This window comes from Neobacillus endophyticus, from assembly GCF_013248975.1.
In the GTDB taxonomy this organism is placed as follows: Bacteria; Bacillota; Bacilli; order Bacillales; family Cytobacillaceae; genus Neobacillus; species Neobacillus endophyticus.
On record NZ_JABRWH010000002.1, the window covers coordinates 136,177 to 148,314 of the forward strand.

Below are 12,138 nucleotides of genomic sequence, written 5' to 3' on the forward strand. Positions count from 1 at the left end.
TTTCTGGAAAATTATTTATTACTCCTGTCCTTTGCAATCGATTCTCGGTCACTTGCTGTTGGAGGCTGTTCCAACCACCCATTTTTGATCATCAGTTGGGCGCCGTCTTCTGCAAAATGCAACAGTTCTATCATGAGCCGTAAGTAATCAGCCCCTATATCTCTTCTGGCATTCACACTGAGCGCCGACCCGTAATAAGAAAGGCTAAGTTGCGTCGATAATTGGATTTGAAACATCATGTATTTATCGGAAAAAGTCGTTGACGTGGAATCCGTGATCATCGATTGCCAGGAAAAAGGCGAATTTAAATGATCTTCTTCCAAGACTGATTCAAATAGTTTAATGTGTTTATTGGCAATACCGAGACCCCGTTTGAAATGTTCGCGTGCTTCATTCGAATGAGCAACTTGAATAAATCCAACTTTTAACGCCGCATGCAAGTGCATTTTGAGCATGTTAAAGGAAATATCGCCAATTTCAATCGCATTCAGCGGACGTCGCCTCCCCAACCAACCGGTTAAAAATCCTTGTCGCTGGACAAAATCGATTGCATCGGGCGGTGTCAACACAGGAGGGCGTGTAAACAGTCCTTTTGAAAGCATCAAATGAATGGATTGATCAAAAAGCGCCATCGTTTCTGACATGCAGGTGATGTAATACTTCCGTATGTCAGAACGGACAGATGTACTAACTGTCAAGGCATAGCCGGTCAATCCCTGAAGCGTCATAACATAGAGATAATTCAGGTAAAAAGGATCTTGAAAAAGGCGAGGCGCGTGAATATTCACGTCATCGGTTTCAGTAAATCCTCGCGGTATCGGGTGTTGTTCAAGGGTCATGAATTCGGTAATGGCTTGGATATGCTGCTCTGTTATGGCAAGGGCAGTTCTGTAAATAGACTGAACGTCAGGATCATCGATATGTTCAAGAGCATACCGAAAGAAACACTTGTTCATGGTATCTGTCTGATATTGTGTCCAAAGGCTTGCCATTTCCGGAGCAGTTAATCGAATTTGGTTATTTGTCTCCAAGTTTCATCCTCCGATTTACAATAATAGTTAGTGTTTTTATTGTTTTCTCAGAGAATATAAAATATGCAAAAAGTTGGAAACACCAACAACCTGTAGCGAAACGGGGAGCATTACTAACGATCTTCAACAATTGGGCGCTATTCAGTAACAAGAATGTATAGCTTTGATACGAGTGATTTTGGGATGAATATTTGATAATGCACCTAGTTCCGACTTTTATTTTAATGCATTATTCTTAGCATACCGATAGAAAAATAGACAAGAAGTTAGGATATAGAAGAAGCTGAGTCGAAATCGTGAATACAAATAAAAGCAACTCTTTTTGTAGAGTTGCTTTTATTCTTTTTATTATAAATGTCTATTGTAGGAGTGTTTCGTTAACATTAACTTTCCGTCTTGCTTGACTTGATTTAGGCATTTTAATTTCTAAAACTCCATTTGTTAAGGTAGCTTCACATAATTCTGGACGAATATCAGTGGGTAAAGATACTACTCTATGGTAGATTCCTTGACCAGATTGAGCTTGAATGGATACTGAATTATCATTTAAAGATATATTAATATTTCTTTGATCAGCATTTGGCAATTCACATGCCAAAACTACTTCGCTACTTGTTTCTGATAAATCTACACTAGGCTGAATAATGTTTGATTGCTGTGTAGATACCAAATTCCCCATGATTTGTTGTTGAGGAACAAAAGCTTGTCCAACGATTGGTTGTAATGGATACGTTGGACTTATGGCATGTGTTGCTACTATTGCTTGTCCAAAAGTTGGTTGTAGAGGATATGTTGAATTAATTATAGCATTTGTGGGTACTAACGCTTGTTGCAATGTAGGATTATAGGTCAACTGTTGAAGTGTAGGATTTAATTGTCCATTTAATATGGCTTGATTTGCCTGAGCCATTAATTGATTTGTTACATTTGATTGTACCATGCCTTGCTGTAATGATAAAGCTTGTGTAGTTTGGGGAAAATTAGATTGAGCTGACATCATTTCAGGTCTAAAGGTGACTGTATTCTGATTTTGACTTACCGCTTGTAACTGAACTCTCATAATAAAATAACCCTCCTAATTAATCATAAATAAAGGTGAATGCTTTTAAAGCACAAAAAATATTTTTACCCTCTTTTTATAAAAAATACTTAAAATTTTTAAGCATAGTTTATTTATACTTGTTTAACCCTAAAAAAGGATTTTAGAAGGGGAAGTGAGTATATTGTTAAATGATCGAATCGAATTAATAAAAGAGATTGAAGAAAGAAGAAGATCTAAGGTGATTGTTTATATAACTGGTGATCGTCCGAATCTTGGTGCTAGAATTGCTCCTGACGTTTTACGCCCTCTTGCAAAGCATTTAAGCCTTATAGGTAATCAAAAAAGAATTGATCTTTTTTTATATACAAGAGGTGGAGATGTTATCACTCCAGTAAGAATAAATTATCTTCTAAGGGAGTTTGCGAAGGAGTTTAATGTAATCGTGCCTTATAAAGCTTATAGTGCAGGAACACTGCTTTGTTTAGGTGCCGATAACATATTAATGGGTGTTTTAGGAGAATTGGGGCCAATTGACCCAAGTGTAGCAAATCAGTTTAATCCGTCTGATCCTAATAATCCTAACGCAAAAATACCGATTAGCGTCGAGGATGTTTTCGCCTATCTTTCATTAGCCCGTGAAAGAGCTGATCAAGTAGGCAACAAAGGAATGAGCGATGTCTTTAATACATTAACAAACAATATTCACCCACTTGCTTTAGGGAATATTCACAGGAATTATACTTTAATAAGAAACCTTGCTGAGAAAGTTTTAAGATTAAAAAATTCACCTCCCTCCGATCAGCAAATAAAAGACATAGTCGATATATTGACAGAAAAACTCTATACACATTCATATATTATTTCGAGAAAAGAAGCGAGTGACATCGGATTACCTATTCAATGCCCCGAAGACGAACTGACGTCAATATTTTGGTCACTTTACAAATCATATGAAAAAGAACTTAAATTAAAAGAACCTTTTATTCCAGATGAGTTTTTAATTCATCGTGAAAATGAAATTGATTTCGAAGCTGTAAGTGGTTGCCTTGAAAGTACTGAAGCCATTGATGTATTTAAGTTTTATGGCTCTATTCAAAGAATAATTAAGAATAATCAGCAAATGGTTAATATTAATATTAGAAAAGAGCAGTGGGAAAAAATTAAAACACCTTCTCATAATCGATTAAAACTAACAAATTCAGTCTTGGGAAAGGAAGATTTAATTGATAATCAATAATTCAAATAAAACAAAAGATAAAAAATATACTATTTCGTCAAATACCAGTGGGTATATTTCTTTTTCCCAAAATGTTAATGTTCATTTGCCTTCCTATTTAGAAAATAATATTACAGTTGAAAAATCAGGTTATGAGTCAAGTGGTGATTTATGAATTTAAACTGACACCTTTAAACTACTCACACATTTTTTTGATTGGTGCTTAAATGAGGTTACTAGGAGTACGGCAAGAATTTGTTCTTTTTTGGGCAGGAAAAGGATTGAAAGATGCCGTTAAATATTTACGGTGAATCGTAACATAAATAAGGAAATTCACTCTTCAACAATCGGGCGCGATTGTGGAATAAGACAAATCAAAAGAAGCCAATTCCTTAAATAATTAGGAATCGGCTTTTTATTACAATAAAAACCCTTGATTACCGTCTTCCATGACTTCACCAAGGGGAAAAAGTATGAATCTTTAAGATGTTACCAACTTTTCGATTGTTTGTAAATATTCATAACATGAATTTTATGGCTGTTTTCTTACATTAGAATTTAAAAGTTCTTTTTAGGAATTTTGTTTTGTTTTCGATTACCCCGTACCTGATCCTTTTTACACAAAATTTTTCGCTCAAATATACATTTGCTTCTAAATCTTGATCAAAAAAAAGATTGGGCTTCTCTAAGAAAGAAATGACTTCTTCTCCATCGTAAATTCTGGAATTTAATTGTTCCTTTGCCTGAGAAAAACGATATCTTTTCCTTTGTAATAATATTCATCATAGCCATTCTCGTCTTTTTCACTCTTGTCTTCAAAAGGAATACAGTCAATAAAATAGACGTTTCCTTTAATTTTTATTGACTCCATATAACAACACACCCATTTTAATAAATTTATCAAAATTCAACATCGACATTTAACAGAGCCAAAAAATGAAAAATCCATACTTATTATTTTATTTTCCTGAAGGATTTTTCATCTTCCTATACAATTTGAATAAGAAAAAAGCACAACCTAATAGAAGAATTAGTAAACTGCCGACAACCCCGAAGACCCATTTAGGAATATAACTTTCTATAGTCTTCTGTCCAGTTAAATCCTGATATTGTTTTTGTTCCTTAACACCAATATTAAAAGTCAATTCCTTTTGTAAAAGATGAATTTGATTACCTTTTAGGTTTATACGCACAGTGTAGGTTCCAGGTTCAGGGTATCCATTCATCCATCTGTATTTAAACTGAAAAGGTTCATTTGGTGCAAAGGTAATCCCAGATAAAGGAGCACTCCATATAGTCTTACCTTGTTTCAAAAGACTAATAGTTCCATTTACGTCATTCAATAATACTTGGCTTTTATTAAATCCTCTTATATTTAAGGAAGGACCAGATGGCTCATTTACAACAGATGGTGTCTTCCAATTAATTTGTGTTCTTACCGAACCAGGTACTAAGACTTCTACTGCAATAACTCTTCGAACTTGCTGTTGAATTTCGACAGAAATATTTGCATTTTTAGTGTTTGTTTTCCTGCTTACAGGTGGATGATCTGTCAAAGATATTCCAACTATATAGTCCCCGGCATTTGTTTTATTGGGTATTTCAATTTTAAAAGGTATCTTTTTATTTGATTTAGGGGAAAGTATTACATCATTATCAAGTCCTTTAATCCAAGTAGTAGATAAAGGCTGATTTTCATAAGAAATCCCCCCGTTTATAGCCGTAATGGATTTTACGATGGAGGGATGTATCGTAATGGAATAATTGTTAGGATTGGATAAAATTAAAGTATCAGATAAAGTATTTCCAGCTTTCCCGTTTTCATAAAAATAGGAAGAAATCTGTGGGTTTACTTTACTAGGTTGTGCTGGGAGTGCTTCAAAATCTAATCCATTACCATTAGTTTTTTGGCTTGGTTCATCAGCATAAACAAATATTCCTAATGAAAAAGTACACATAACAATAACTAAGGATTGGATAAATACTCTTATTCTTTTCATAAAGTACTCCCTCCTCTTAAAAAAGCCCCATTCCTTTCGAATAGGGCATGATATTATAATTAGATAATTAAGGACCAGTAATAACTGAAAAGGTAAGTGTACTTGAATAAGGTGTTGAATCATTTACATGATTAGTTGTATCAACTTTTGTTGAAGCAGGAGCTAATGTCAAAGTAAGTCCGTTGGTTGGTTCGCTAACGTTATACCAACCCATACCATATCCTTTTTTGGCACTTATAATGGTAACAGGAATAGTTGAATCTAGAGCTGCCGTTTGGTTTAGTAAAATCGGACCGTTAGTGGCATCAACCGGAGTTGACCCATATACTGCCGAAACATTTCTAGTTCCAGATAATGTAAGAGAACCTGTTGGAAGGGTAAGAGGGTTATTACTTACACCTGCCTCAGTAAAAGGAGTAGCTTGTGCAGTAACATGCCAGCCATTTCCAGTTCCTGTAGCATCAATTATGCTCCAATTACTCAAAGTTGCGTTTAATGTCTGTAGTTGTCCATTAAGCGTAATAGCAGGAAAATCTGTTTGAATAGTCGGTGGCAAAAGAATAAGTGGACCACCTTTGATTGTAGGAGATGACGTAGTAGCAGCCATCGCAAAAGGAGCTAATGCAAATGTTGCCATAGATGTCATCAATAAGACCCGAAAAAGATTTTTCATACTTCTCCTCCTTATTGTTTACAGCTTAAAAACACATCTTTTAAAAAGTTGTGGCAGCTGGCTAACATCATGGAATTCCATTTTAGTCCCTGTAGCTTTGCGTCACTACGTTTCCGTAGTTTTGCTTTAAACTCAAAATGATAATTTTGAGAAAGACATAAAAAAGCATCAATACAAATAGAATTTTATAATAAACTTTACATAAAAATATAGGATAAAATATTTCCAACGGATGAGTTCTTATAGCTCTTAATTAAGTGGGTGTTGATAAAACGTATAAGTGCAAATTTTTTAAACAATAATTTGTTTATTACTAAAAAAAGCATAATCGTTACTTACGATCATGCTCTCATTAGCACCCCATGAACAATACCTTTTTATAGTGCTTAAATTAGTTACTATAAGTTGTGTTTAATTCTTGGATCGTTAAATTTTGAGTCGTCGGAATCCCTTTCGGTGGATTTAAGATTAATCCGTTCTTATAAATAACTGAAAGTCTGGACAAAGTTGGATCAATTGAATTTTGATTGTTTTGGAAGTAATAATAACTGTAATGTGGAGATCCATACATATAATAATCTAAATAAGGTACAGAAAAGGAATTTGAAAAATACGATTGTGAAGATTTCCCTTTTACAGCATTTAAAATAATTTGATTCCCATATATTCCTCCTACAATTTTTAAATTGGAACCAACACCATAAATTTCCAACGTTTTATTGGAGTAAAAAAAGGCGTTTATGGTTTTAGGAGTATCATTATATAGATTATTATTTGATAATTGAATATTGCCATCTGACAGCAGGACTAATGTACCTGCGTTGTTTGATAAATTTTGAACACTAGCATCACCACTGGAATAAATCGTTCCGTTGGTATTTAAATCATTTTGAATGGAAACCGTATTGTTAACATACATTTGGCCATTCATATTAAAGCTGTTTATGGAAGTACTTCCAGCTATATAGATATAGTTACCCTGATTATAGCTGTCATTAATAGTTAATGTCCCACTTAATTGAGCACTTCCACTTACCCTTATGGAGCCGTTAACTGTTAATTTTGCTCCACTGTTCATGATTAGATTTCCTGTAATCACAAGATTTCCGTTGATTGTAACATTTCCTGAACTGTCGATGTACAAATTACTAAATGTAGATCCATTAAGGTTCGTCGTTGAATTATAATAATACGTATTATAATTGGCGTTTGCATTTTTTAAATTACCACTTTTTGAAGAAACTAAATTGGTAATGTTAAATGTATCAACATTGATATTGCTTGTTTTAATAGAAGGGGGAACAGAAAAATACGTATTTACATTTGATGTAGTAGGTGTAAATGTATTCCATATCCCATTCGAATAGTTTTTGAATGATCCCAGCACAGATAAGCTCCCTTTTATAGCAGGATAGGAGGTTAAAACCGGGTAATAGATCGCATTACCATTAATGGATTGCATAAATCTCCCATAATTACTAGTTAAAAGATCGCCACCAACCGATACATCACCTTCAATATAAGAAGACCCATTTAATTGTAATGATCCAGGAGTTACGGTTGCGTATTTAAAAACACCAGGAATGGTTGACACTGAAATCGTTTTTGTTTCATAGTGTCCGGTGTTTCCAATTGGTGCATTTATCGTAACTTTTTCCACATAAGCGTTGCCGTTTGTGCCATCATTTATTGTCGTATGAGTAATCGTATAAGGATAGGTACCAAGTTTTCTAATGCCATCCAAAGAACTTTTTAACTGCGCTTGAACCACATCAATTGTCAAGTTGCTTATATTTGTATTAATGGAATCCACTGCTTTTTCAATTTGAGCCATCGCTTCATCCACTGCCATGTCTGCAGTTGCTTTATTTTCAATTGTAGTTTTATTTATTTGTACTAATTTTGAAGAATTGATTACCCAACCCATAAGTGTTAGACCCGTAATGCTTATGATCATAACCATTAGTAAAACGGTAAGAAGGGCATAACCATGATTTGACCTTAGGTGCTTCAACAAGTGAATCATTCCCCACTTTTGACATTATACAATTTAAAAAACTTAAACTTTTGATTATTCTTGAGGTCATCCACTTCAAAATAAACTTGTAATGCTTGATTTACATACTTAAAAGTAGTATTTTGCAGTGAATAGTTGTCAGAATTAATTTTTTTATTATTTATGAATAAATCACCGTTATTGATCATGATGGAATAAGTTGTATCGTGTTCTGTCATTGAATTATCGATCGTTTTATCGATAGCATTAAATGATGTGAACATACCATTTCCGGATAGTGGTCCAAAATTTGTTATTTCATCTATATTTAGCATTGCTTGATCAAACTGTTGGCTAATAATAACACTTTCATCTCTAAGTTGGGATTGGATGATATTTTGATTAGAACTTTTCGTCATTGTAAAAAATATGGAATAAGCAACACTTAGAAGTATCGCGGATATTGAAACAACCACAAGTAACTCAATTAAAGTTAATCCTTTTTGATTCAGTCTATTCATTTTCTGTTATATCCTTCCAAAGTTATCTGCCTTTGTATACCGAAGCTGGTATAAGTAACTATAATCTTAATATCAATGATTCGATCACTTATAGCAGGATTAGGATATTTTATGAACTGCGCTGTTGCAGAAACATTGTTAAGGTTTACAGAATTATCAATTTGAAGTTGATTACGGATATCTACTTGCTCTGTTGTTCCTAATTTATTGTATAAAGTAGAAAAGTCCATTGTTTTATATGTGTTTAATAAGTCTTGGGCTAATTGTTCAGCAGTGAAATTATTTTTTACCATATTGGATTGTTTATAACTGTTAAGCATGTATGAGCTTATGATGGATAATAGTATTGAAATGATAACAAGTGCCACTAATACTTCAACAAGTGAAAATCCTTTTTGGCTTAGGAATTTAATATTCAATTTCATCAGTTCACCACATCTTTTAGTCGGAATTCAATACTATTATTAGTATATAAAAAAATAGTTCCTTTTTACTACCAATTCCATTACATACCATATTTAACCCCATCCATCACATGTTAGTTCATAAAATATGTGCTCTTTTTAGTTCGCAATTTATATACTGAAAACTAAAAATTGAAAATGTTAAAATTCATAAATCAATAAATATTTAACTTCGTACTGTTCTTTAATTATATTAGGCACATAGGTACTTATATTTACTCCAAGAAGAAGTTTTATAAAGACCATATTATCAACCTTTTTAAAATATAGTATAATAGTCTTATTAAAAATAACTTAAATTTGTACTTATGATGAAGTGAAGTTAAAGACTTTTTACAATGTAATTTATTAGTCCATTAATCGTACTGCTGAAGAAATGATAACTACGGCGTAGAGTTACCGTATATTATTTGTTGGTTACCAGTATAATTTTCAACTTACTACGAGGAAACGCAAATCTTTTAGGAGCATTTATTTGTGGCGTTCCTAAGGATAGGCAAAGTACTTAGAAGGGGTTTCGGAATGGATTTTTTAGATTCTACAGAAATATGGGAATTACAGATTCTAAAGATTGTTTTTATTATATGTGCAATACTTGTTTTCATCATAACTGCTTATATTTCAATTTATAAGTTTCATGACAACAATAGTTCCTTTGATGATGAGTATATAAAGTCTTTACAAAAGCAATATTTGCTTGATTACTTACTAATCAATGTAGGTACTGTATCACTCTTAGTTGCCATTTTTACTGCAGTTAAACTCTATATTTGATTATTGTTTTAGGTGGTATGAAAGGGTCCATTCAATTTTTTTACTTACAACTTAAGATTTTTCGTTCCGTCAATAACAAAACCCTTGGTGAATGCATGAATACGCAACCAAGGGTTATATTTTATACTTTGAAAAGGGTTTGGCAGGATAACTCTGTTCTAATGAGCAAATAACATACACTAACCTAGCCAGCTATTGAAATATATAAAATGGAGCCCTAAGATTAGGAATTATAATGTTGCATTCAACTGATAAAAGTTTCCAGTTGTATCTCCTAGCTTCCCCATACGGTGATGTTATTCGTTTATAATTGAAAATTAATTTAATAATGAGCTCGATCACTTTTCTTCCCTGTTATTATTGTGTTTCAGATGTAAATTTCCTTTATTAAACATTATTAGTCCATTAATACGTTCGTACAGTGCGAATATAGGATATAAGACTCCTAAAAAAACTACAGTTGTCGGTATTTTTTCAATGACAGGTATTATACCAGCCAAAATGTTTTTAACTATAGCTGTTAAGTAAATAAATATGGGAATTACAGCAAACATACCTAAAAGTAAAAAAGGAGTAACTTTAGTTTCTTTTAATTTAGCTTTGCAATGAGGACATTTCATGGTAAATGGTGTTGAAAAATCTTCAAAGTCATCAAGAGAAATAGGAATTTGACAATTTGGGCAGGGTACAGAGGTTTTCAAATAAAAGCTCCTTTATTAAGTATTTTACTTCTAAAGTATATAATTACTTGAATAGAAAATTAATAGGGTAGTTGGATACTAGATATTAAAACAAAAGCACAAAATGGGATACTCATGGAAGGATTCCTAATAAAAAGGTACACGATTACTCGATTGTATACTTAATGATTCCATGTAAATAAACTGAGTATTCTCGCTGTGCACATTCTCTTAACTTGATTTTTCCTTCACTTTCTAATTCACTAACCAATTCTTCAATCTTTTTCTCATCTTCTTTTGTAGCTTTTGGAATCTCTGTTGAAAAAAAATTACCTCGACTGGAATTACGTAGACGTTCTAATAAACTAATTTTATCCATTTGGTCCTCCTCTTTTTCCATTCTACTTTGGTAAGATAATCAATTACTATCGAGCTTTTCTTACCACTTTTTAGTGTGTTAGCTGCTTCATTTCTTCAATAGAATAATCTTTGGTACAATCCGCACACATTTTCTTCATACCTATTCTTCTACCATTCCCTTTGCTTTAGCATATATGGTTGACCGTGGCACACCTGTTTGTTTAGAAATATCATTTACGCTTAGACCATTCTTTTCACGATCGGCAAATAATTTCAAAGCTCTTTTAATTTCCTTCGTGTCCTGCCCTTTTCTGCCTAAATGCTTACCTTGTTCTTTTGCCCTTTCCCGGCCTTCTTTGGTACGTTCATTAATTAAATCTCGTTCAAATTCAGCAATAGCCCCTAGCATAGTGAACATCAATTTTCCTGCAGCTGTTGTAAAGTCAATTTGTTCTTTGATAAAAACAACACCTATACCCTTTTCTTGCAATTCATGAACGATATTATGTAAATCCCTTGTTGATCTCGCCAAACGGTCAATTTTATAAACGACCAGCTTGTCATCTGCTCTTAAATATTCCAATGCTTTTTTTAGTTCGGGTCTTCCTGTATTCTTACCACTTTTCTTTTCGTGAAAAATTTTCGTGCAACCATATTTTTCTAATAGCTCAACTTGTAAGGAATAGTCCTGATCGATCGTACTTACTCGCGCATAGCCAACAAATTCCCCCATTTTAAAAACTCCTGTCTAAAAGTCTATTATCTTTTTGTACAGTAATTATATACTATCTTTTAGATGGCTTTCAGTGTGGAAAACAAATAAAAGAATACTCTTTTTCAAACCATCTAAAACTTACAACTTTTAGATACATAGATTTTTAAAGGCTTTATACTCCCTCAGGGGTACGGATACTATTCAGAATCAACGGCAGTTTTCTGACTGTCGAAAGCAACCATCTAAAATGCTCGAGATGTGAGAAAAAAGCATTTTGGTTTTGATTTACTAAAAATTAACAAGGAAAATATATCCGGTATGAACCTCAGTTAAATGACTTTGCAAGGATGGCCGAAAGCTATGGATTCTAGGTATACAGTTTCGAAATGGGGTAATAATAATCGTTGAGGTGATGACAGATATGATTTTTTAGTTCATTTAAGGTCGAACAGACTTGAAACGTCATTAAATTGTATATATGCTGACCCAAAAAATTGGATTGATTTTCTAGTTGAAGGCCGTAACTGAAAAAGTACTTTTAATTCCTATTTCTGAAGTTTTATCTTGAACCAAACCTTTTCATGCCGGATATCCTTAATTGTCGATTTTAGTTTAACATTAATTCTATAGTACATTTTTGGCAAACCATTGTTGGTTTGTCTTTTT

The 12,138-nt window shown here is 33.1% G+C and carries 13 protein-coding genes and 1 riboswitch; of the genes, 2 read left to right on the plus strand and 11 right to left on the minus strand.

Annotated elements, in window-relative coordinates:
- Positions 1-11: 11 nt before the first annotated feature.
- Both HPT25_RS26790 and HPT25_RS26795 read right to left on the minus strand, forming a co-directional pair.
- Positions 12-1,031: a DUF3231 family protein gene (locus HPT25_RS26790; protein WP_173071717.1), complete on the minus strand. Its 1,020-nt coding sequence runs from the start codon at positions 1,029-1,031 to the stop codon at positions 12-14.
- A 358-nt stretch (positions 1,032-1,389) separates the two neighbouring features.
- Positions 1,390-2,091, minus strand: coding sequence for an Hsp20/alpha crystallin family protein (locus HPT25_RS26795; protein WP_173071719.1), 702 nt, complete (start codon positions 2,089-2,091; stop codon positions 1,390-1,392).
- A 163-nt stretch (positions 2,092-2,254) separates the two neighbouring features.
- On the opposite strand from HPT25_RS26795, the gene HPT25_RS26800 reads away from it, so the two are divergent.
- The gene (locus HPT25_RS26800; RefSeq protein WP_217270014.1) at positions 2,255-3,310 is read left to right on the plus strand and encodes an SDH family Clp fold serine proteinase; all 1,056 of its coding nucleotides are present in this window, start codon (positions 2,255-2,257) and stop codon (positions 3,308-3,310) included.
- 706 nt (positions 3,311-4,016) lie between these two features.
- On the opposite strand, the gene HPT25_RS28905 is transcribed toward HPT25_RS26800, so the two are convergent.
- From HPT25_RS28905 to HPT25_RS26830, 6 genes are all read right to left on the minus strand, one after another.
- Complete coding sequence (locus HPT25_RS28905; protein WP_246277408.1) at positions 4,017-4,160, minus strand: hypothetical protein; 144 nt, start codon at positions 4,158-4,160, stop codon at positions 4,017-4,019.
- An 88-nt stretch (positions 4,161-4,248) separates the two neighbouring features.
- Positions 4,249-5,289: a WxL protein host-binding domain-containing protein gene (locus tag HPT25_RS26810; protein ID WP_173071721.1), complete on the minus strand. Its 1,041-nt coding sequence runs from the start codon at positions 5,287-5,289 to the stop codon at positions 4,249-4,251.
- 67 nt (positions 5,290-5,356) lie between these two features.
- Positions 5,357-5,926 carry a WxL domain-containing protein gene (locus HPT25_RS26815; protein WP_173071723.1) on the minus strand — a complete coding sequence of 190 codons (570 nt, stop codon included), beginning with the start codon at positions 5,924-5,926 and terminating at the stop codon, positions 5,357-5,359.
- An 85-nt stretch (positions 5,927-6,011) separates the two neighbouring features.
- Positions 6,012-6,098, minus strand: a riboswitch (cyclic di-GMP riboswitch).
- Positions 6,099-6,353: 255 nt separating this feature from the next.
- Positions 6,354-7,979 (minus strand): autotransporter outer membrane beta-barrel domain-containing protein, encoded by a 1,626-nt coding sequence (locus HPT25_RS26820; RefSeq protein WP_173071725.1) that lies wholly within the window; start codon positions 7,977-7,979, stop codon positions 6,354-6,356.
- Between the two features lie 5 nt (positions 7,980-7,984).
- The gene (locus tag HPT25_RS26825) at positions 7,985-8,479 is read right to left on the minus strand and encodes a PulJ/GspJ family protein (RefSeq protein ID WP_173071727.1); all 495 of its coding nucleotides are present in this window, start codon (positions 8,477-8,479) and stop codon (positions 7,985-7,987) included.
- Positions 8,476-8,904 carry a type IV pilus modification PilV family protein gene (locus HPT25_RS26830; RefSeq protein ID WP_173071729.1) on the minus strand — a complete coding sequence of 143 codons (429 nt, stop codon included), beginning with the start codon at positions 8,902-8,904 and terminating at the stop codon, positions 8,476-8,478. The genes HPT25_RS26825 and HPT25_RS26830 overlap by 4 nt, the downstream gene beginning before the upstream one ends.
- A gap of 561 nt (positions 8,905-9,465) precedes the next feature.
- Here HPT25_RS26830 and HPT25_RS26835 point away from each other — a divergent pair.
- On the plus strand, positions 9,466-9,717 hold the full coding sequence (locus HPT25_RS26835) for a hypothetical protein (protein WP_173071731.1): 252 nt from the start codon (positions 9,466-9,468) through the stop codon (positions 9,715-9,717).
- 338 nt (positions 9,718-10,055) lie between these two features.
- Here the strand turns inward: HPT25_RS26835 and HPT25_RS26840 are convergent, their stop codons facing one another.
- From HPT25_RS26840 to HPT25_RS26850, 3 genes are all read right to left on the minus strand, one after another.
- Positions 10,056-10,418 (minus strand): YcnL family membrane protein, encoded by a 363-nt coding sequence (locus HPT25_RS26840; RefSeq protein ID WP_173071733.1) that lies wholly within the window; start codon positions 10,416-10,418, stop codon positions 10,056-10,058.
- A 145-nt stretch (positions 10,419-10,563) separates the two neighbouring features.
- Positions 10,564-10,776 carry a hypothetical protein gene (locus HPT25_RS26845; protein ID WP_173071735.1) on the minus strand — a complete coding sequence of 71 codons (213 nt, stop codon included), beginning with the start codon at positions 10,774-10,776 and terminating at the stop codon, positions 10,564-10,566.
- A gap of 141 nt (positions 10,777-10,917) precedes the next feature.
- Positions 10,918-11,490, minus strand: coding sequence for a recombinase family protein (locus HPT25_RS26850; protein ID WP_173071737.1), 573 nt, complete (start codon positions 11,488-11,490; stop codon positions 10,918-10,920).
- Positions 11,491-12,138 lie beyond the last annotated feature (648 nt).

Excerpts from the sequence above, each read along its gene's own strand:
- HPT25_RS26795 (WP_173071719.1), bottom strand. The coding sequence starts at position 2,091 with ATGAGAGTTCAGTTACAAGCGGTAAGTCAAAATCAGAATACAGTCACC.
- HPT25_RS28905 (WP_246277408.1), bottom strand. The coding sequence starts at position 4,160 with ATGGAGTCAATAAAAATTAAAGGAAACGTCTATTTTATTGACTGTATT.
- HPT25_RS26810 (WP_173071721.1), bottom strand. The coding sequence starts at position 5,289 with ATGAAAAGAATAAGAGTATTTATCCAATCCTTAGTTATTGTTATGTGT.
- HPT25_RS26815 (WP_173071723.1), bottom strand. The coding sequence starts at position 5,926 with ATGGCAACATTTGCATTAGCTCCTTTTGCGATGGCTGCTACTACGTCA.
- HPT25_RS26825 (WP_173071727.1), bottom strand. The coding sequence starts at position 8,479 with ATGAATAGACTGAATCAAAAAGGATTAACTTTAATTGAGTTACTTGTG.
- HPT25_RS26830 (WP_173071729.1), bottom strand. The coding sequence starts at position 8,904 with ATGAAATTGAATATTAAATTCCTAAGCCAAAAAGGATTTTCACTTGTT.
- HPT25_RS26835 (WP_173071731.1), top strand. The coding sequence starts at position 9,466 with ATGGATTTTTTAGATTCTACAGAAATATGGGAATTACAGATTCTAAAG.
- HPT25_RS26845 (WP_173071735.1), bottom strand. The coding sequence starts at position 10,776 with ATGGATAAAATTAGTTTATTAGAACGTCTACGTAATTCCAGTCGAGGT.
- HPT25_RS26850 (WP_173071737.1), bottom strand. The coding sequence starts at position 11,490 with ATGGGGGAATTTGTTGGCTATGCGCGAGTAAGTACGATCGATCAGGAC.